We start from the raw sequence: 20335 nt of genomic DNA on the forward strand, positions 1-20335 counted from the left end.
GGGCGGCATTCCCACGCGGAGCGTGGGAACGATCACCGCTCTGGGGTTTGCGTGTTATTTAGGGGAGGCGTCGCAACGATCCTTGGCGCCGGTGATCCAGCCATAAAAATAATCAGCAATCACCTTCCCGCCCGTGGCCGGTACCGGATGAATCTTGTCCGGGCCGATCATCGCAGCGGCGTAGCGTTTGACGTCCGGCCCGAACGCGCACTGCAGATTGGCATACCCCAGACGCTGCTCACGCGCCCACGGTTCAAGCACCTGCGCGTACGCCGACATCGGATACGCACTGGAGCGCGTGGTGTCCTGACGCATGATCAGGTTGATGCTCGCCTGCGGCTGGATCTCGCGCAGCATGCCCACCAGACCCTGAACGTTCTGCAGATACTGCGCGGGCTTCACGCCGAAGCCCTGATCGTTGCCACCGAGCATGATCAGGTAAACATCCGCGGGGATCTTCGACACGGCAGCTTTCCACTGCACCTGCCACTGCGGATCCTGGTGATAGAAATCCGCAGACGCCGCCCCCGATGCCGCGAGCTTCGAGACCCGCACGCCATTCTGATCGTTGCTCATCCACAGGCCGAACAACGTCGGCGCGCCCTTCACCACTTCCAGTTTGAAGGACCAGTCTTTCGCTGCCGAGAGGCCTGTCAGCGGTACTTCCTGCACGCCCGAACCTTCAAGCTTCAGGGGTTGCCAGTCTTGCGCGGGAGACCAGCGATAGCGGATCTCGCTGGATTCGCCGTTGCCCAGATAAAGCAGTTTCGCCTGAGTGACAGCGGTATCGATGCGCGGCGTCGGACTCGCATCCACTTGCAACCATGCGCCGGGCCGGCCTGTCACCGTGCGGCTGTCCGGACTCGCCTGGCCCAGGTCTGAAACTTTCCAGTCGCCGCCGAAGTACTTGTCACTGCTGCGGGTGTATTTGAAATGGGTGCCGCCCAGCGCCGCGCCGTGGTTGAAACCGACGTAACCCGGCCCGGCAAAACCCACTTCCCCGGCCACGCGCTGCACCAGTTTGTTCAGGTAAAAATCCTGTCCGGCGCTGTAGCTGTCGCCGATCACCGAGACCGACAACACCTTGCCGGCCTTGCCTACACGCCACTGCGCAAAACGCTCGCGGGCATCGCCCACCTGAACCACCGACGCTGCGACGGGTTGCGCGTCATCTACTGCCAACATGCAAAATTTCCTTCAGTCTGAAATGGCCCACTGGATGCCGGGAGGTACACAGATCAACTGTAGGAGCTGTCGAGTGAAACGAGGCTGCGATCTTTTGATCCTGCGCTTCAAAAACAAGATCAAAAGATCGCAGCGTGCCGCAGCTCCTACAAGAGATCTTGTGTACGACACGGATCCACTGTGGGAGCGAGCCTGCTCGCGAAGCTCTTAGCTGTTTTGTGGTTGCACCACCGGAGTGACAGGCGCCAACAGTTTCTTCTTCGCCGCCCGCTCCCCAAGGAACAACACCGAAGTGAAATTGAACCGGCTGAAAACCATCGACAACACCACCGGCCCAAGCAAGCCACAACTCAAGCCACCGAGTACCAGCAGGCTTTCATCCTTCACTCCCAACCGTCCCAGCACAAACCGCGACGTCGCCGCAAACAACACATGAAACAGGAAAATCGCATACGAATAACCACCGAGCCACGTCAGCGCCTTCGACCGTACATCACTCGACAGCAACGCGATGCAAGACACGCAACCCACGGTCAACCCGATCAGACTGCGACGATCGACAATCAGCTCACGATCAATCGCCGCCACATACAACAGCGTCAGCGAGATCAGTACAAACACCACAGGCCCGATCACCTTGAAGCGTTGCTTCAATGCGTCGACATTCTCCTGGCCAATCATCCCCGCCACGAAAAACGGCAACAGATAAATCGCCCCGTTGATCCCGAACGCATCGAACTTGAACGGCGGCAACAAAAACAGCAGCGCCGCAAACGCAAACAGCCCATACAACCGCGTCGCCGAACGCAGCATCCCGCGCCACTCCAGCAGCCCGACGAACATGAAAATGATGAACACCGCCTGCAGGAACCAGAAGTGGTTGATCGGCACCCAGAACGACAACAACGCGTCGATCACACCGACATCCTTGTTCACCCCCGGCCCGACAGCCTGCAACACCGAGAACGGTACACCCACGCAAAACAGCGGCACGATCAAGCGGCGCACCTTGCCGCTGAAGAACGCGGAAAAGTCGTTGCCACGAATTTTGTAGATGGAATAGATGTACCCGGAAATGAAGGTGAACAGCGGCATGCGCACGTACACCATCGAGTCGGCGATGACCCGGAACGGCGAGCCGATATCGATCTTCAACCCGCCGCCCAACGGCCCGATGACGTGATAGAGCACCAGCAACAGGCACGCCAGGCCACGCAGGGTTTCAATCTCCAGGGACTTTTTCTTGCTCGACATAAAGCACCTGCCTCAATTCAGAATTCTTGATTCAACCTGCACCGGTTTGTTCGCCCGCAGCATCAAGCCCAGGCCGACAAACAACACCGGCACCACCATCGAGAAGTGCCGGGCGAAGGAGCCGAAGTCTGGCTCGAACAGACCTTGCACCAGCAGAAACGCCAGCGGAATGGCGATCAGTTCCTTGGGTTTGGTCTGGATCGGCGCGCCCTTGTAATCGGTCGAGGTGATGACTTTGAACAGCAGCAAGGCGGTCATGATCATCAACGCGACGAAGATCACCTGACCCGGGCCGGACAGCAGAATCAGCTCGACCGGGAATGACAAGCGGAAGAAAATGATCATCGAGTCCAGCGCCTGCGAAACGAAGTCGCTGCCGCTGAGCCACGACACGATCAAGGATTTCGAGCCCTCCTCACCCGCCGTGCGCAGTTCGTTGTTACTGGCGCGAATCGACGACACCGGGAAGCCCAGTGCGAGCTGAATCGACATGGCTACCGCCAGGTAGAACAGAAACAGCATCAGAAAGAACGTCGTGCGCGACACATACTTTTTCATCACGCAGACGCCGACCCACGACAGCGAAAACAGGATCCAGTAAGGCCGGATCAGCACGCCGTAAATCACCGCCGAGAGAAAAAACCCGCCGCGATATTTACGCGTCAGCGAGCTGAGCAGAATGCTCAACACCGCCACCGACACAATGATTTCCTTGGTCAGGTTCTCCAGGAAAAACGAGCGCACAATCCCCCACAGACACAGGGTGCCGAAGATCGCCAACGGCATGCGCCGAAACACCACCACCGGAATCGCCGTGAGGAAAAAGTTGCAAAACATGCCGTAGGCCCAGGCATTGGTCAGGTTGATCCCGGTGGGCCGCAGCAGGAACGCCGAACACTCGTACGAAGAGCGATCGGGCGAGAACGGGTTCCAGAAGTTGCAGTTGTCGGCACGGGCGTAGGACGACCACAAGGTCATCGCATCCGGGCCTGGATCACGCGGAATCAGCAGCGGCATGGCCACCGACAGAAACAGCCCGGTGAAAAGGATCAGGAACGAGACATACGAATCGAGTCTCTTGCCACGAAACTCGATGCACGGCAGTTTCAGGCCCATGACAACGCAGCCTTTTTCGCAGCGGTTGCGCGAGTCAGCACGGCAATCACCAAGAGCTGCACGATGATCGCGAAGACGTTGCCCCACGCCGCGCCGTAGATCGAATAGTGCTTGATCAACAGATAGCTGACCGGCACCGAAACCAACAAGCAAATGGCAGCGCTGGCCAATGACACCCGGCTGTTTTTCGAAGCAATCAGACCACCCCAGACGATGTCGCCAATCGCGCGCAAGGCGAAGGAGAAAATCAGTACGCCGAGGATCGCATTGTCCGGACGCGGCACGCTGGTGGCGACGTAATCGAGCACCACGTTGAAAAACACATAGATCGCCACCGCCACCGCCGCCGACACCAGCAGCGAGCGCATCACCCACTTGTTGATGAACAGTTGCTTGACCGTGAACGCCTGTTGCTCAGCCTGAAAACGCTTGGCCAGCACCGGAATCCCGACCACCGCCACCACCGCATAGGACAACGCCTGCAAAGTGTTTGCCGCCGACCATGCGTACACGTATTTACCGAGGCTGGCGTAGGGTTCCAGGTCGATGATCAGAAAGCGCTCGGCGTACTGACTCAGCGCGATCAGCCCGGTGCCGAGGTAGAACGGCAAGCCGGCCTTCCATACGGTGCCCGTGGCCAGCGTCCCGGCAACCCGGCCCTTGTGCACGTTCACCACGATCAGATAACCGGCGATGATCACCAGCACGTTGGCAGCGACCCACAGCCACAGCACGCTGGCGATTCCCGGGACCCAATCGAGCATCATCCCGCCCACCGCCAACAGCGCCCACAGGCCGGTCTTGATGAAGAACAGCAATGCGCCCGCCGTGGCTTTCTGCGCAGAAAACACGAACGAGTTGATCTCGAACGACAGGTGCTCAGTGAGCAAAACCAGCGTCACGCAAAGGATCAGCGCGGCCGGCGCTTCAACTGTCTGGAACAGTGAATAAATCAGCACCGTCGCTACCGACAACAACAACCCCACCGCCAGATACAGCAGCAGGACTTTATCGACCACCCGGCGCGAACTGCCGCCGACGCTGATCAAGCGATTGATCTCGGAACTGAAACCGACGCTGTAGAACTTCGACGCAATCAGCGATGCCGCGACCACCACACCGTAAAAGCCCAGTGCCTCATAACCAAGGTAATGGGTGATCGCCAACACCAGCAAAAACTTCGCGCCCAACGCTCCGCCGCGAAGCAGCAGCCGAAATATCATCGAACGACACCTTTGATGATCTCGTCCATGGCCACGGTTTTCGCTTCGATTTCTCGGCAGGTATCGGTCAGGCGCTTGCCGAAATTTGCCAGCGCATTCGGCGCATAAACCGTGTCGATGATGGTGTCGACATTGATGTCGCCGCCGTTGATCACCCAGTCCTCGACCCCCATGTCCTGATAGGCGCCGAAGCCTTTGCGTTCATAGCTGATGTGGTACGCCGGCACGCCGGAAAGCAGCGACTCGATGGCGCCGTGCAAGCGTACGGAAATCACCAGATCCGGTTGGTATTTGGCAATCGTCGCCTTCAGCGACAACAGGTCTTCGGTGATGCCCAGTTCGCGATAGAACGCGCCGTCATCGTTGCCGCGTACCGCGCTCTGTACGGCGCAAACCACTTTGCTTTTGTTCTTCAAACGCTGCAGCAGCACTTTCAGATTGGCCACGTAAGCGACTTTCTTTTCCTTGCTCCACTCCGGCGGCTTGCGCAGTACCACGCACACGGTGGCTGGCGAAGACGCGCAGCGGGTGAATTTTGCCTGCTGGAGGATTTTGCTCGCCAACGACTGCACCGCCAGATCCGGCGCGCGGTAGACGTTTGCACAGGCATCGAAAATCGCCGAGGAGCGATTGTCACGCACGAATACCGCATCGGCGCTAGCGTAGTGCTCGACGATCTTGCTGCTCTCGCCGTGGAACGGGCCGATGCTTTGCGGCAGGTACACCGACGGCACTTTGCTGAGGATCGCGGTTTCCAGTTGCTTGGCGTGGCCGAGTTTCAGCTTGATGTGTTCGAAGGCACTTTTCGAGCGCATGTAACCGCCGCCGACGCCGACGATCAGATCGGTTTTCTTCAGCAGATCCGCCAGACCGGCGTAGGACTGATTAAGGAACACCGCTTGTTTGACCCGGCCAAGACCTTTGGCCGCCATTACCGGCGCGTCGAAACGCGGGTGCGGCAAGTAGCTGAAAGAATCCGGATCGGAGGCCACGACACTGATCGCGGTGTCTTCGCCAAAGTTGCGCTGCACCAGGGCAATGGCCAGATCGACGAGCAAGCCGTCACCGGAGTTGGACGCACTGTAGCCATGCAAAATCGTTACGTTCATATGCTTGAGTTCTACTTAAAAAGTGGGAGCGCGGTACAAGTCGTAGGTCTGGCGAATCATCAACGCGGCGCTGAAACGCTCGCGGACGATGCTCCGACCTTCGTTGCCGAGGTCGAGCAGGCGTGGTTTCTGGATGATGGTCAGCACATCCGCCAGCGCCTGGTGATCACCGGAGGGAAAGACGTAGCCGGACACTTCATTGGTGACCAGTTCCGGCAGCGACGTGCAATTGCTGGCGATCACCGGCAAGCCCATGGCCATGCCTTCCAGCGGCACCATGGCGAAACCTTCCCAGCGACTCGGCACAATCAACGCATCGGCTTTCTGGTACAGCGCTTGCACTTCGCTCGGCGTGACCCATGGCAGGTATTCAACAGAGTCCATCGGTGGGCACTCCACCGAGTCCTCGTTCACCGCGCTGCCAACCACGGTCAGCTTCAAGTCTTTGCGCTGCACGTTGGCGAAGGCCTTGAGCAGCACGTCGAAGCCTTTCTGATAATCGAGGCGACCTACGAAGAGCAGATGAATCGGCTCGGGACTCGCCGCTTTCGGCGCGTCATCCTTGCGGTGAATGCCGTTGTAGATCAGCTTCATGCGCTTGCGCTCGATGCCGAAGCGCGCGGCTTTGTCGAGTTCGTACTGGCTGACGCAAATGATCACGTCGGTGACTTTCTGCAGGACTCGCTCGATCCACGCATAGACTTTCTGCTTGGTCGGCGAGCTTTCCATCAAGAACGAAAACGCGTGTGGGCAGTAGACGATTTTCGGCTTGCGCCACGGTCGCAGCAGCACACACACGCAACGACCGATCACCCCGGAAAAGGTGCTGTGCAAATGCACGACGTCGGGTTTTTCCTTGAGCATCACCTGAGTCAGACGCCAGGCGAAACGCAGCAACGACGGCACATTGCGCCCGGTGCGCGGGAAGGTGCGGATCTGTTGCGCGCCGATGCCGTGCAACTCTTTGGCCTGATCCTCCGGGACCAGATACACCAGCTCGTAGTTCGCCGCATCGCCTTCAGGCGAAGCCGAAATCGTCCGGATCACCGTCGCGACGCCACCTTTGATCGTCTCTGCCACGTGCAGTATTTTCTTCACAAATCACCCACTTCAAACAGGAAAAAACAGTCGCTGACAGTCAGGATTTGTCGGACGCGTATTCGTAGTTGTAATAACCGTTGCCGCCGTTGCCGTAGTAACTGGCCGCACGCTTCTCGACGCCGTTGAACACCGCGCCTTTCAACTCGATGCCGTTCTGCGCGAAGCGGCGGATGGTCAGTTCGATCTCTTTCGCCGGGTTCACCCCGAAGCGCGTGACGATCAGGCTGATCCCGGCTTCACGGCCAACGATGGCCGCATCAGTCACCGCCAGCAGCGGCGGCGTATCGATGATCACCAGGTCGTAGCGTTCGCTCAGTTCGGCGAGCAGCTCGCGGAAGTTGGCGTGCATCAACAGCTCGGAAGGATTCGGCGGGACCTGACCACGACTGATGAAGTGCAGGTTGTCGATTTCGACCTTGTTGATTGCCTGATCGATGCTGCAGCGCTTGACCAGCAGGTCGGACAAGCCGTTGGTGATCGGCGTGTTGAGGGTTTTGTGCAGGTGCCCTTTGCGCATGTCGGCATCGATCAGCACCACGCGCTGGCCGCTCAGGGCCATGACCGCCGCGAGGTTGGACGAGACGAAGGTCTTGCCCACTTGCGGGCTCGGCCCGGAAATCATGATGCGGTTGTTGGTCGAATCGAGCCCGGCGAAGTGCAGGCAGGTGCGCAGGCTGCGGATCGATTCGATAGACAGATCCGTCGGATTACGCAGGGCCAACAGGTACGCCGGTTTGTCGACACCATCGCGGGCGCGACCTTTTTTGTTGTCTTCTTCATCCTGCAAGGCGCTGTACGGGATCGACGCGTACACCGGCAAACCGAGTTGTTCGATGGCTTCCGGGCCTTCCAGACCACGGCTCAGGGATTTGCGCAGCAGCACCAGCGCCACGCCGACAAAAGCGCCGAGGAAGGTGGCAATCAGCACAATCAGGGCTTTTTTCGGTTTGACCGGGCTGGTCAGGTCGACATCCGCCGCATCGACCAGACGCACGTTACCCACGGCACCGGCGCGGACGATGTCCAGCTCCTGGGATTTGTTCAGCAACTGCGTGTAGATCTGCGAAGCGACTTCGACATCGCGGGTCAGGTTGAGTAATTCCTGCTGCGTCGCGGGCAGATCGCCGACCTTGCCTTCCAGCGACTTCTGTTGCTGGGTCAGTTCGCCAATCTGGCTCATCAAGGCGCGATAGGCCGGGTGCTGCTTGGTGAACTTGCGGTCCATCTCCGCCTGCTGCATTTTCAGCTCGGAGATCCGCGTTTCCAGCGCTACCGACTGGCCCAGTACCGACTGGGTTTCCAGCGAGATGTTCACGGTCTTGCCGTGGGTCTGATAGGCGTTCAGCGCATCGCTGGCCTTGGCCAGATCACGTTTGACCTGCGGCAACTGGCTCTGCAGGAAGGCCAGACTCTGCGCCGCTTCCGCCGAGGTGCGGCGCACGTTCTGATCGACATAAAGCGCGGCGATCTTGTTGAGAATCTTCACCGCTTCAGCGGCGTCGCTGCTGGCCAGCGCCAGTTTGATAATCCCCGATTCCTTGCCCTGCTCGGAGATATCCAGCGCGTCCTGATAACCCTGAATGGTCACGATCCGTGGGTTGCGCACCACTTCGAAACGCGTGCCGGGGTTTGCCTGCAACTGGGTGATTTGCCCTTCTACGCCGTCCTGCGCGAAGGTTTCGCCGGCGATGCCTTCTACCAGCAGGTTGTCGTTGTCATCGAGCAACTGGAAGTGCTTCTGTTCGCCGGCGATCAGGGTGAGTTTCTTGCCCAACAGTTCTTTCGGCAGATTGAGCCGGGCGAACTCCAGACGCTCACCGCCCCAGGCGTAACTGTTCAGGCCGAAACGCGGTGCGGCGACGCTGGTCTCGGTCTCGCCGCGATAACGCCGGGCGAGAAAGCCGCCAATCATCGGGAAGGTATTGGGGGTGACATCAATGTCCAGGCGCAAGTCGTCGACAGTTTTGCCGATCACCGCGCGGGATTTGATGATGCCGATTTCGGTCACCGACGGCGATTGCCCACCGAGCATGCTGTTGAGGTCGGAGAAGCCGAGCATGTCGTTCTTTTTTGGCTCGACCTGCACCAGCGCATTCGCCAGGTACACGGGCGTGGCCAACACTGCGTAGGCCACACCGGTAACCATGAAGGCGCCGGTGAGCGCGCCGATCAACCATTTCTGGTCGATCAAACTGCCGAATATGCCGAGAAGATCAATACTGTCTTGATCATTGTCGCGGGTGCCGATGACGGACGGTAACTGCATAAGTCTGTTCTTACCATTCATTGATCTGAAGAATATTCATCAACGCGCGAGGCGTTGTGCCCATGAGCTGACAGCATCTTCAATCAATGCATGGGCATGAATAAAAGCGGCCTTGCCTTGACGATACGGATCTTGTATTTCGCGCTCGCTCTGCCATTTACCGAGCAGAAATACTTTGCCTCGGGCATGAGAGGCAATTTTCAGCACCTGATTTACATGCTGTTTTTCCATCACCAGAATCAAATCCGATTCATTGACAATGTCGGCTGTGAGTTGCCGTGCCTGGAATGTTTCGGCACTGTGTCCGTGATCTTCGAGGACCTGCCGGGCCGAAGCCTCGACACCTTCGCCGACCCGGGCAGCAAGCCCTGCGGACGCCACGGTGATGGGCGATGAGCCCAGCGCATTGCGCAATAACAGTTCTGCCGTCGGACTTCGGCATATATTGCCAACGCAAACAACAAGGATCTTTCTGAACAAGGTTTTACTTTCCTGTGTAATGTCAAACGGCCAACATCCCGAGAGCAATTGAATGAACCCTCAAGATCTTCCTGCACTCAGAAATAGATTCGCCCTGTTAGTACTGGAGCATTAAGTACCACAGCGTCTAAAAGTCCCCCAACCACAATTAGCGGACTAAAAATAACTGTGATTTTCGGCTGTTTGATTTCCGACAAAAAATAACATTCACGCACTAAGTGCCATCATCTTGTTCGAAAACCGGGTAACGAGATCAATATTCGTAGTTGTCACTTCTCTTCGGGAGAGCAGACATGAAATCAGCACATCTCAAACGACTCGGCGCGCTGGCGCTGATGGCACTGGGTGCAACAACCCCGCTGCACGCCAGCGAAACGTTTCCCAACCTTCCAGCGAAGAACATCGGCGTTCAGGTGAAGATTCAGAACTTCACGGCTGCCGACGCCGCGCAGATCAAATCGGCCGGCTTCGGTTTTGTCCGCTTCGGCGTGTGGAGCGACAGCCTGACGGCCAAGGCTTATCAGCAACAAGTCAGCGATGCTTTTGCGGCGGCCAGGTCCGCCGGGCTGCCGGTTCTGCTGACGGTTCGCGCGATCAAACCCTTGCCCGCCGGGTCTACTGCCGACCTGGCCACGGCCGGTGAAGGCTTTGCCAAAGCGGTGACCGGACTGCAACAGTCGTACAGCGCGCAACTGGTCGCGATCGAACTATGGAATGAACCCGATCTGGAAACCTATTGGCCGACGGGCAAGTTCGACACCACGTTTGTGCCGTTCATGAGCGCGGTGTGCAAGTCGCTGCAAGGACAACCGCCATCGACGCCGGTGATCGGCTACGGTTTCGCCCGGCCACCCAGCGCAGGCTCGGCTTCCACCGTGGCGCTGAACCGCATTGTCAGTGAATACCCGAAATGCTTGAGCGCCGTGTCCTATCACCCGTATGGCATGACGGCCGCGCAGATCAGCAACGCGCAGACGTTTATTCAGCAGAACTTCCACCTGCCGGGCGTCATCAGTGAATGGGGCATCTCGGCACTCGCGTCCAACGGCGGTGCCGAAGGTCAGGCGAGCAAGATCAACGCGTTTATCGGCGATGTTAAAAAACTCAACATCCCGCTGACCTCCATCTACGAATGGAAGAACAGCGAGACGGGCAGCAATGAACGTGAGAAGAACTTCGGCCTGCTGATGTCCGACGGGCAACCGAAACCGGCGCGCATGTCGGTCGAAGCCCTGTTGAACGCCCAGTAGCACAGATACAACCGGCCTGTTCGCAGGTCGGTTGCTTTGAACCTGTTGGCTGTTTTGGCATCGTATTCATCGATAGCCCGCCCCACCTTTCAAACAATCGTTTTCAGGTTGTTGCCGCAGGGGCCATCGATACACGTACACGCCCTTGAGTGACCGTCAGCGCTCGGGTAATGTCATCAGACCCATAGGATAGAGCACGCCCATGACTTCCAAGCTGGAACAACTCAAACAATTCACCACCGTTGTTGCCGATACCGGCGACTTCGAAGCGATCTCCCGAGTCAAACCGGTCGACGCCACCACCAACCCTTCCCTGCTGCTCAAAGCGGCGGCCATTCCGGCGTACGCCGAGCTGCTGAACGCTTGCGTCAGCGACTGCAAAGGTGATGTCGGCCTGGCCAGCGACCGTTTCGGCGTTGCGGTGGGTCAGGAAATTCTCAAAGTGATTCCGGGCCGCATCTCCACCGAAGTGGATGCGCGCCTGTCGTTCGACAAGGATGCCGTGCTGAAGCGCGCGCATCGCCTGATCGAACTGTACGACAAGGCCGGCATTGGCCGTGATCGCGTACTGATCAAGATCGCCTCGACCTGGGAAGGCATCCGCGCCGCCGAAGTGCTGGAGAAGGAAGGCATCCAGACCAACCTGACCCTGCTGTTCTCCTTCGCTCAGGCCGCCGCTTGCGCCGACGCTGGCGTGTTCCTGATTTCGCCATTCGTGGGCCGCATCTACGACTGGTACAAGAAGGCCAACGGCAACGACTACACCGGCGCCGATGATCCGGGCGTGCAGTCGGTCACCCGCATCTACAACTACTACAAGGCCAATGACTACAAGACCGTGGTCATGGGCGCGAGCTTCCGCAATCTCAACCAGATCGAGCAACTGGCCGGCTGTGACCGCCTGACCATCAGCCCGGACCTGATCGACAAGCTGGCGGCCGACACCGGCAAGCTGGAGCGCAAACTCGCCCCGGGCAACGCCGGTGAAGCCCGTCTGAGCCTCAACGAAGCGCAATTCCGCTGGTTGTCCAACGAAGACGCGATGGCCACCGAGAAACTGGCTGAGGGCATCCGTCAGTTTGCTCGCGACCAGGAGAAGCTTGAGGCGCTGTTGCAGGCCAAGCTGTGATTTGAGTTAGGGAAATGCGAAAAGGGCGAATCCTGGTGGATTCGCCCTTTTTTATGGCTGCTGGATAATTTCAGTGTTCTTGCGACCGCTTTCGCGAGCAGGCTCGCTCCCACAGTGGGATTTGTGATCGACGCCGCGTCAGTGTGGGAGCGAGCCTGCTCGCGAAGAGGCCCGTCCGGCCGGCATCACTCAATGCCGCTCGAGGGCATTCACCAGATCATGGAACGCTTCACGATTGGAATCGTTGAGGCCCATGAGGATCTTGTGCGCTTCGAGCACTTTGATCCGCACCACTTCTTCCGACTGGTCCTGATCCGGTAGATCGTCCAGGCACTCCGGGCACGGCACCGGGTGGTTGACGATGTTGAACACCTGCTCGAACCCCATCGATTGCAGCAGACGGGTGATGTCTTCGTGGGTGGTGACGACGGTCGGCAGCAGGCCGACCTTCTGCCGCGACAGGATCGACAGTTTGGCCAACAGGCCCAACGTCGTGCTGTCGATGCTGCGGGTTTCGGTCAAATCGATCACGATCGCGTTGAAATTCAGCGCGGTGAAGATTTTCTCAATAGTCGCATCCAACGCCGAACACAGGGTCAGGCGAACTTCACCGACGAACTTCAGGACAAAGGTGCCGTCCTGCTCGGCGAACTGGATTCTACCGGTACTCATTAAAGATTCCTGCTCAACACCAACAGGGCGATATCATCCGGCATCTCCCCTAGCGTGGCCAATCCAAACACTTGCCGCAGACCATCCAGGCTGCCGCCCGCCGACTTCACCCGTTGAGGCAAAGCGGCTTCTTTTTCTTTGAGCGTAGGTTCTGGCAAAAGATCCAGAATGCCATCGGACATCAGCGTCAGGCTGAACGTCGGCGGCAGCTCAAGCACGTGGTCTTCGTAGGTGGCTTCATTGAAGAGGCCCACCGGCAGACCACGCCCTTCGAGATAACGAACACTGTCAGGCGTGTACAACACAGGCAACGGCAGATGGCCGCCGATGCTATAGGTCAACAAACCGGTCTCCTCGTCGATGACTCCACCGACCATTGTGACGTGTTTACCCAGCTTACAACTGATCAGCCCCCGGTTGATATGACCAAGAACTTCCGAAGGCTTGAATTCCGGCAATGTGCCGTTGCGCTTGGATTCGAACAGCAAGCGCGTGGTCATGAACTTCAGCAGCACGGTGACAAAGGCTGAAGAGGCGCCATGACCGGAGACATCCGCCAGGTAAAACGCGACCCGGCGCTCGTCGACACGGAAATAGTCGACAAAATCACCCGACAGGTACAACGACGGGATGATCTGGTGCGCGAACTTGAACTCGTCGATGCTCCACGGGCTTTCCGGCAGCATGTTCATCTGCACCTGGCGCCCAGCGTTCTGGTCTTCCTGGAGCAGGTTCAGGCTGGCCTCAAGCTCGCGGTTGGCCTTTTCCAGCTTCTCGCGGTAGCGCTGGTTTTCCAGCAGCAGACGCGCACGATCCAAGGCCCGGCGCACAGAATGCTCGAGCACAGCCAGATCTTCGAGAGGCTTGATCAGGTAATCCGCCGCGCCCAGACGCAGGGCTTCGACCGCATCGTTCATCACGCCGGCACCCGACACCACGATTACCGGTGTCTGCGGTGACCGCTCGGTGACCTGACGGATCAGTTCGAGACCGCCCATCTGCGGCATGCGCAGATCGCAGATGACCAGGTCGGGCGTGTCTTGCTCGAATACCTGAAGACCCTGTTGGCCGTTGCTGGCCTGCAGGACGCTGAAACCACTGTCTTCCAAATAGGCCGCGAGGCTCGCGCGCACTACTTCGTCATCATCGATTATCAGCAGCGTGGCACTGGTTTTTGGCATGTGGGCAAACGGCGCCAGAATTAGGTTGGCGTAGTTGGCGGGGCATCGGGCCCTGCGCAGACTACTGGATTCGCTTTCTAGCCTCTCTGCTGCACCGCTTTCGAGCATTGGCTGCAAACGCGGTTACACCAGAGGTGCCCTTCTAAGGCGCAGACGGTACTCCCATCCGCAGAGCGTTTCAAGCATGCGCCGATGGTCGCTTGACGACTTTACTTGTCAAATCACCGAGAGTTATAAGAACAGCTCAAACCGTAACCCAATGGAAGGACGAACCTATGAGTCAAACCAGTCGGGACTACAGCGAAAAGCGCGATTTCATCCGCATGCGGGTCGATGCCGATGTCGTGTTGATTCATGAAGGGGATGAGGTTTCAGGGGTGTGCATCGACCTCTCCAGCAGCGGCATGCAGGTCGCAGCGCCGCGCCAGTTCGCGGTCGGCGACCGTTTGAGCGTGCGCATCGATTCCGAACACGCGGCGCTCAGTGGGCTTGAAGCCGAGACCGAAGTGGTCTGGATCAAGCCACAAGATGGCGGCGGCCAGAAGCTCGGCCTGACTATTCTGGAAATGAAATAGCTACACACAAAAAAGGCGACCCTGGGGTCGCCTTTGTTTTTACCGGTCGAGATTAAAAATCGTCTTCGACCTGGCCATCCTTCACTTTGAACTCGCGGTTCTGCAAGTAAGCATTGCGGATGAAGGTGTACTTGTCGCCGCTGATCAGCTTCTCGCTCGACAGCAGGCTGGCGCGGGTGTCGACGATGTTCAGACCGAAGATCGAGTTACGCGTAGGTACGTGGTCGATGTAGCGGTACATGCCGGTGTAGCTGTCGACGTATTTTGACGGTGCGTCACGCAAAGTGCTCGGCCCCATCAGCGGCAGCATCACGTACGGACCGCTACCAACGCCCCAGTAACCGAGCGTCTGGCCAAAATCTTCATCGCTGCGGTTCAGGCCCATTTTGGTGCCGACATCAAAGAAGCCGAGCAGACCAAACGTGGTGTTGAAGATCAGACGTGCAGTGTCGACGCCAGCGGCAGCCGGTTTGGCTTGCAGGATGTTGTTGGCAAGGTTGGTGACATCACCGACGTTGCGGAACATGTTGTGGATGCCGTCTTCGAGGAACTGCGGCGTGACAAACTCATAGCCTTGGGCCAATGGCTTCAGCGCGTAAGTGTCAACGAAGTCGTTGAACTGGAAAATCGGGCGGTTAACGCTTTCCCAAGGGTCTTCTTCCGTTGCCGCCTGAGTGGCGAACGGCGCCAGCAACAGGCCGGCACATACACTTAGCTGAGCGAGCGGATAGCTCCAGCGCATAGAAAAACTCCTTGGATATGTACTGTCGCGGGCATCGGGGCCCGGGCATTAAGGCCGCTAGTATAAGCGCAAAAGCCCGTTTGGGCAGTCGGCCAATTGTGCAAAGTTGTAGGACCCCTCCCACGCCGCGGTTCACATAGCCGTCACGCAACTGTCACCTTGAATGACTAGCCTTGTCGCTATTTCAGGGACGCTGCCATGACACACGCCGAAACCTTGCCCGTCGCCGCGTCCAGCCTGACCGCCGTACTGTTTGGACTCAGCGGTTGTCTGGTGGATTTCGGTGCTCGCGCTCGTCTGAATACCGTCGCCCGTCCCGAATATGCCGAGGCCACGCCGGGCGCGCTCGACAGTCTGCACAGTTTGCAGCGCCAGCAGATTCCCTGTGCCTGGCTGGATGAACTGCCCCCTGCCCTCGCCCAATCCTTGTCGGCCTCACTGCCGGCGTCAATCAAACCTGCGCAACATTCGGCAACACTCAATCCGTGGCCTGCGCCGAATGCCTGCTGGCAAGCCTTGATGGACCTGAACGTCGGTTGTCTGGGCGGCTGCGTGCTGGTCAGTGGCGAACCGCGCCTGCTGCAGGCCGGCCTGAACGCCGGGCTGTGGACCATCGGCCTCGCCTCCTGCGGCTCGCTGTGCGGCCTGGCACCGGGCGAATGGCAAGCGCTGAGCCAGAGAGAACGCGAACAACTGCGTGGCAAGGCGACGATGCAGCTATTCGGCCTCGGCGTGCATTCGGTGATCGATCACTTGGGCGAGCTCGACACCTGTCTCGCCGACATCAGCCTGCGCCGGCTCAAAGGCGAAAAGCCCTGATCGGGATCATGCAGGTTTGCCGGGAGTGGATTAATCTAAAGGTCAGCCATAGACCTTTGGCGCGCGGCTGCGGTCAATGCCAGTGCCTATTGATAAAAGGAAAACACCATGCCCGCCCAAGAACTGCAAAAACAGCTCGATACCCTGCGCGAGCAGCTGGAGCAGAATCCGCCGCTGTCGGAAGCCGAGCGTGAGGATTTGCATGCGCTGATGGCGCAGATTGAATCCGAAATTCAACTGGAGACTGCCACACAAGACGCCAGCATCGCTGACGGCGTCAATCTGGCGGTTGATCGCTTTGAACTCGAACACCCGGCCATTGCCGGCACCTTGCGCAATATCGTTAATGCGCTGGGCAGCATGGGGATCTGATTACCCGCCACACAAAAAAAGCCCTGCCATCGCTGGCAGGGCTTTTTCATGTCTACGATTTGCAATGCAGTCCCCTGTGGGAGCGAGCCTGCTCGCGAAGGCGTCGTGTCAATCGACATCATCCTTGAATGACACACCGCATTCGCGAGCAGGCTCGCTCCCACATTGGACATCGCACATTCTGGATCTTTATTGGCGCACCAGGCGGTGATTCGGCAGCTGTACGCTTTCGGTGCTGCGATACGGGTTGATATCCAGACCACCGCGACGCACGTAACGGGCAAATACCGTCAGCTTTTCTGGCTTCAGCAGTCGTTGCAGATCAAGGAAAATCCGCTCCACACACTGCTCATGGAAGTCAGAGTGCTGGCGGAAGCTGACGATATATTCCAGCAGACTGGCATGATCCAGCGCCGAGCCGCGATATTCCACCACCACGCTGCCCCAGTCCGGCTGACTGGTCACCGGGCAATTGGATTTGAGCAGATGGCTATACACCGTCTCCTCGACAATCCGCGAATCATCGCAGCGCAACAGTTCCGGGCGCGGATGTTCATAGTTGCTGACGCTGATATCCAGATCGTCGATGCACACGCCCGGCAGCGCCACGACGCCCTCCGCTTCAACATCCTTCAGGCTGCGAACCCGCACGCCCACCGGTTTGCCGGCGGCGGCCGACAAATCCTTGACCAGTGTTGCTTCCAATGCAGCAACGTCGGCAAACGCGGTCTGGTTCAGCGAGTTCAAATACAACTTGAACGACTTCGATTCGATGATGTTCGGCGAGTCCGCCGGAATGCTGAATTCGCCAATCGCCACCACCGGTTTGCCCGACGGCAACAGCCACGACAGCTCGAAGCAGTTCCAGAAATCCACACCTTTATACGGCAGGGTTTCGGCGGTCAGACCCAGCTCGGCCCATTTCGCGGTGCGCGGAATCGGGAACAGCAGGGACGGCGTGTACGTGGCGATGTATTCGCTGGATTTGCCCAGCGGCGAGTGTTCGGCTGCGGGATGCATGGCGGAAACCTGACTGAATAATCAGCGGATTCTACCAGCCTTTGCCCGCGCCTTTGAGTGCTTACTGACTGACAGTCAGTTTGCCGACCATGCCCGCCTGATAATGCCCGGGAATATTGCAGGCGAATTCCAGGCTGGTGGCCTTGCTGAAGGTCCAGGTCAGCTCGGCGGATTTACCTGGCTCGACCAACACGCTGTTCGGATCATCGTGCTTCATGCCATGGCCCATCGCTGCGTGATCCATGCCGGCCATGTCGTGGGACATTTCCTTCATGCCGGTAGGCGTAAGCATGCCGTTTTGCTGCATCTGCAACATTTCCTGCTGGTGTCTGGCGTGCATCGCCGCGTCGCCGAGGTTGAATTCGTGCAACAACTGGCCTTTATTCACCAGCACAAAACGAACGGTCTCACCGGCCTTGATCTGAATGGCTTTCGGATCAAACGACATATCACCCATCACCACTTCGATGCTGCGCGTGGCTTTGGCGGCAGGCGCTGGCTGGCCGAAGTCGTAGTTGTGTGCCGGCGCGGCCCACACTGGTGAACTCAACGCCAACAGACAGGCAGCCAACGTCAGGGATTGGCGTAAAAACATGGTCGTTCTCCAACAAGATAAGATTCAGCTTATGGGAAACTTTAGCCGGCCTGCGCTGGCATCTACCTGACAGGGAGATTACAACTTTGTCAGGTTGGCGTTTGTCGCCAGCGCTCACGGTATAAAGCTTTCGTGACTACAACACCCCCGAACCCACCCGAGTCGCCCATGAAACTGTTGATCGTCGAAGACCAAGCGAAAACCGGCCAATACCTGCGCCAGGGCCTGACCGAGGCCGGGTTCAATACGGAACTGGTGGCCGACGGCAACAGCGGTCAGCAACTGGCTTTGAGCGGTGATTACGCGCTGCTGATCCTCGACGTGATGCTGCCGGGTCGCAGCGGCTGGCAGATTCTGCAAGCGGTGCGCAGCGCCGGGCTGGATACGCCGGTACTTTTTCTCACGGCCAAAGACGCCGTGGAAGACAGGGTTCATGGCCTCGAACTCGGCGCCGACGACTATCTGGTCAAACCCTTCGCCTTCTCGGAACTGCTGGCGCGGGTGCGCAGCCTGTTGCGTCGCGGCAGCGCTACAACCCAGGAAACCAGTCTGCAACTGGCCGACCTGCGTCTGGATCTGATCCGCCGCCGGGTTGAACGCAGCGGTCAGCGCATCGACCTGACCGCCAAAGAATTCGCGTTATTGGAGATGCTCCTGCGCCGTCAGGGTGAGGTGCTGCCGAAATCGCTGATCGCCTCACAGGTCTGGGACATGAATTTCGACAGCGACACCAATGTCATCGAAGTGGCGATCCGCCGTCTGCGTCTGAAAATCGACGACGAGTTTCCCAACAAATTGATCCACACCGTGCGCGGCATGGGCTACGTGCTCGAAGAGCGTGGCGCCTGATGCGTCGTTTGTCCCTGAGTTCGCGCCTGGCCTTGTTGTTTGCCGCTTGCACCGCTGTGGTTTCGCTGTTCGCCGGGGTGTTGTTCAACCGCGCCAGCGAAGCGCACTTTATCGAACTCGACCAGCAACAACTGGACGGTAAGCTGATTGGCCTGCGCCGCGCCTTGCAGGATGTTCAACCCGCTCAACGTGAGGCGCGGCTGGCGGATGAGCTGAGCCGTCAGGCCGATCTGTCGTTGCGCATTACCGGCACTGACGGCCAGCGCTGGTATGACAGTTCGACGCAAATCCCCAAGGATTTGCCGCAACAATCCGGCCTGTCGACCATAAGCCATGACGGCACCGATTACCGCGTGCTCAACGCCCCGCTCTACCCGGAAAAAGCCGATTCCCCGCAACTGACAATGCTGCTGGACATCACCCATCACCAGCACTTCCTGCAACGCATGCAGCATCTGATCTGGCTGACGGTCGGGCTGTCAGCGCTGGCCACCGCTTTGCTCGGTGCCTGGGCTGCACGCAGCGGGTTGCGTCCGTTGCGGCGCATGAGCGCGGTTGCTCGTGGGATTTCCGCACAATCGCTCAACGCCCGACTGCCGGAAGCGCAAATGCCACCCGAGCTTGCAGAAATGGCCCACAGCTTCAACGCCATGCTCGCACGCCTCGACGACTCGTTTCAGCGCCTCTCGGCGTTTTCCGCCGACATCGCCCATGAACTGCGCACCCCACTGTCGAACCTGCTGACCCACACTCAGGTCACCCTCACCCGCCCACGGCCGATCGAGGATTACCGCGAAGCGCTGCACAGCAACCTCGAAGAACTGCAATGGATGGCGCAACTGGTCAACGACATGTTGTACCTGGCCAAGGCTGACCACGGTTTGCTGATGCCCAAGCGCGAGCCGCTGGAACTGGCGGACGAGACCGATGTGTTGCTGGAGTTTTTTGCGCCGCTGGCGGAGGACGCCGGGGTCAGGCTGAGTCGAGGAGGCAACGCGCGGATCGAGGGTGATCGCAGCATGTTGCGCCGGGCCTTGTCGAATTTGCTCGATAACGCGCTGCGGTTTACCCCGGTCGAGGGCTACGTGAGCTTACGGATCGTTGATCAACCGAACGCGGTACGCATTTCAGTCGAGAACAGTGGTGAAGGGATTTCTGCGGAGTTGTTGCCACGCCTGTTTGATCGATTTTATCGGGCCGATCCGGCGCGGCAGGAAGGCAGCAGTGAGCATGCAGGGTTGGGGCTGGCGATTACTCAATCCATCGTCCGCGCCCATGGTGGGCAGATTCATTGCGAATCAGAGGCGGGATGGACGCGGTTTGTGATTGAGCTGCCTCGAACCTGATCGTTCCCACGCTCTGCGTGGGAATGCAGCCCGGGACGCTCCGCGTCCCTT

General features: G+C 58.6%; 20 protein-coding genes and 1 pseudogene. 8 read left to right on the forward strand and 13 right to left on the reverse strand.

Going from position 1 to position 20335, the window contains the following annotated elements; all coding sequences use genetic code 11:
* Nucleotides 1–54: 54 nt before the first annotated feature.
* The 8 genes from CCX46_RS20495 to CCX46_RS20530 form a co-directional block, all read right to left on the reverse strand.
* Entirely contained in the window at nucleotides 55–1185 is a 1131-nt protein-coding gene (locus CCX46_RS20495; RefSeq protein WP_127929132.1) for an SGNH/GDSL hydrolase family protein, read from the reverse strand.
* A 207-nt stretch (nucleotides 1186–1392) separates the two neighbouring features.
* On the reverse strand, nucleotides 1393–2439 hold the full coding sequence (locus CCX46_RS20500; RefSeq protein ID WP_127929133.1) for an acyltransferase family protein: 1047 nt from the start codon (nucleotides 2437–2439) through the stop codon (nucleotides 1393–1395).
* Between the two features lie 12 nt (nucleotides 2440–2451).
* A complete protein-coding gene (locus CCX46_RS20505; RefSeq protein ID WP_016986717.1) occupies nucleotides 2452–3555 on the reverse strand; it encodes a hypothetical protein in 1104 nt (367 codons plus the stop codon).
* Nucleotides 3546–4778: a polysaccharide biosynthesis C-terminal domain-containing protein gene (locus CCX46_RS20510; protein ID WP_127929134.1), complete on the reverse strand. Its 1233-nt coding sequence runs from the start codon at nucleotides 4776–4778 to the stop codon at nucleotides 3546–3548. The genes CCX46_RS20505 and CCX46_RS20510 overlap by 10 nt, the downstream gene beginning before the upstream one ends.
* Nucleotides 4775–5887, reverse strand: coding sequence for a polysaccharide pyruvyl transferase family protein (locus tag CCX46_RS20515; RefSeq protein WP_127929135.1), 1113 nt, complete (start codon nucleotides 5885–5887; stop codon nucleotides 4775–4777). Before CCX46_RS20515 ends, CCX46_RS20510 begins: the two co-directional genes overlap by 4 nt.
* Nucleotides 5888–5902: 15 nt before the next feature.
* Entirely contained in the window at nucleotides 5903–6985 is a 1083-nt protein-coding gene (locus CCX46_RS20520) for a glycosyltransferase family 4 protein (protein WP_110720569.1), read from the reverse strand.
* A gap of 40 nt (nucleotides 6986–7025) precedes the next feature.
* On the reverse strand, nucleotides 7026–9254 hold the full coding sequence (locus CCX46_RS20525) for a polysaccharide biosynthesis tyrosine autokinase (protein ID WP_127929136.1): 2229 nt from the start codon (nucleotides 9252–9254) through the stop codon (nucleotides 7026–7028).
* A 39-nt stretch (nucleotides 9255–9293) separates the two neighbouring features.
* On the reverse strand, nucleotides 9294–9734 hold the full coding sequence (locus CCX46_RS20530) for a low molecular weight protein-tyrosine-phosphatase (protein ID WP_127929137.1): 441 nt from the start codon (nucleotides 9732–9734) through the stop codon (nucleotides 9294–9296).
* Nucleotides 9735–10027: 293 nt separating this feature from the next.
* On the opposite strand from CCX46_RS20530, the gene CCX46_RS20535 reads away from it, so the two are divergent.
* Complete coding sequence (locus CCX46_RS20535; protein WP_127929138.1) at nucleotides 10028–10984, forward strand: cellulase family glycosylhydrolase; 957 nt, start codon at nucleotides 10028–10030, stop codon at nucleotides 10982–10984.
* Nucleotides 10985–11186: 202 nt separating this feature from the next.
* Entirely contained in the window at nucleotides 11187–12113 is a 927-nt protein-coding gene (gene tal, locus CCX46_RS20540) for a transaldolase (protein WP_038362268.1), read from the forward strand.
* A gap of 189 nt (nucleotides 12114–12302) precedes the next feature.
* On the opposite strand, the gene rssC is transcribed toward tal, so the two are convergent.
* Both rssC and rssB read right to left on the reverse strand, forming a co-directional pair.
* Nucleotides 12303–12785 (reverse strand): anti-sigma factor antagonist RssC, encoded by a 483-nt coding sequence (gene rssC / locus CCX46_RS20545; protein ID WP_003226553.1) that lies wholly within the window; start codon nucleotides 12783–12785, stop codon nucleotides 12303–12305.
* Complete coding sequence (rssB, locus tag CCX46_RS20550; RefSeq protein ID WP_016986724.1) at nucleotides 12785–13966, reverse strand: two-component system response regulator RssB; 1182 nt, start codon at nucleotides 13964–13966, stop codon at nucleotides 12785–12787. Before rssB ends, rssC begins: the two co-directional genes overlap by 1 nt.
* A 275-nt stretch (nucleotides 13967–14241) precedes the next feature.
* On the opposite strand from rssB, the gene CCX46_RS20555 reads away from it, so the two are divergent.
* Nucleotides 14242–14541 (forward strand): PilZ domain-containing protein, encoded by a 300-nt coding sequence (locus tag CCX46_RS20555; protein WP_127929139.1) that lies wholly within the window; start codon nucleotides 14242–14244, stop codon nucleotides 14539–14541.
* 52 nt (nucleotides 14542–14593) lie between these two features.
* Here the strand turns inward: CCX46_RS20555 and CCX46_RS20560 are convergent, their stop codons facing one another.
* Nucleotides 14594–15283 (reverse strand): MlaA family lipoprotein, encoded by a 690-nt coding sequence (locus CCX46_RS20560; protein ID WP_038362262.1) that lies wholly within the window; start codon nucleotides 15281–15283, stop codon nucleotides 14594–14596.
* Nucleotides 15284–15481: 198 nt separating this feature from the next.
* On the opposite strand from CCX46_RS20560, the gene CCX46_RS20565 reads away from it, so the two are divergent.
* The 3 genes and pseudogenes from CCX46_RS20565 to CCX46_RS30915 all read left to right on the forward strand — a co-directional run.
* Nucleotides 15482–16102 (forward strand): HAD family phosphatase, encoded by a 621-nt coding sequence (locus CCX46_RS20565; protein WP_127929140.1) that lies wholly within the window; start codon nucleotides 15482–15484, stop codon nucleotides 16100–16102.
* Nucleotides 16103–16210: 108 nt separating this feature from the next.
* Nucleotides 16211–16474 carry a DUF4404 family protein gene (locus tag CCX46_RS20570; RefSeq protein WP_007910520.1) on the forward strand — a complete coding sequence of 88 codons (264 nt, stop codon included), beginning with the start codon at nucleotides 16211–16213 and terminating at the stop codon, nucleotides 16472–16474.
* Nucleotides 16475–16538: 64 nt separating this feature from the next.
* Nucleotides 16539–16637, forward strand: a pseudogene (locus CCX46_RS30915) (metal ABC transporter ATP-binding protein); the annotation flags it as partial.
* Nucleotides 16638–16663: 26 nt separating this feature from the next.
* Here CCX46_RS30915 and queF read toward each other — a convergent pair.
* On the reverse strand, nucleotides 16664–17494 hold the full coding sequence (gene queF / locus CCX46_RS20580) for an NADPH-dependent 7-cyano-7-deazaguanine reductase QueF (protein ID WP_127929141.1): 831 nt from the start codon (nucleotides 17492–17494) through the stop codon (nucleotides 16664–16666).
* A 61-nt stretch (nucleotides 17495–17555) separates the two neighbouring features.
* Complete coding sequence (gene copI, locus CCX46_RS20585) at nucleotides 17556–18089, reverse strand: copper-resistant cuproprotein CopI (RefSeq protein WP_127929142.1); 534 nt, start codon at nucleotides 18087–18089, stop codon at nucleotides 17556–17558.
* Nucleotides 18090–18257: 168 nt separating this feature from the next.
* On the opposite strand from copI, the gene CCX46_RS20590 reads away from it, so the two are divergent.
* A complete protein-coding gene (locus CCX46_RS20590; protein ID WP_064392816.1) occupies nucleotides 18258–18938 on the forward strand; it encodes a heavy metal response regulator transcription factor in 681 nt (226 codons plus the stop codon).
* On the forward strand, nucleotides 18938–20284 hold the full coding sequence (locus tag CCX46_RS20595; protein ID WP_127929143.1) for a heavy metal sensor histidine kinase: 1347 nt from the start codon (nucleotides 18938–18940) through the stop codon (nucleotides 20282–20284). The genes CCX46_RS20590 and CCX46_RS20595 overlap by 1 nt, the downstream gene beginning before the upstream one ends.
* Nucleotides 20285–20335 lie beyond the last annotated feature (51 nt).

It is taken from the genome of Pseudomonas sp. RU47, from assembly GCF_004011755.1.
Classification (GTDB): Bacteria; Pseudomonadota; Gammaproteobacteria; order Pseudomonadales; family Pseudomonadaceae; genus Aquipseudomonas.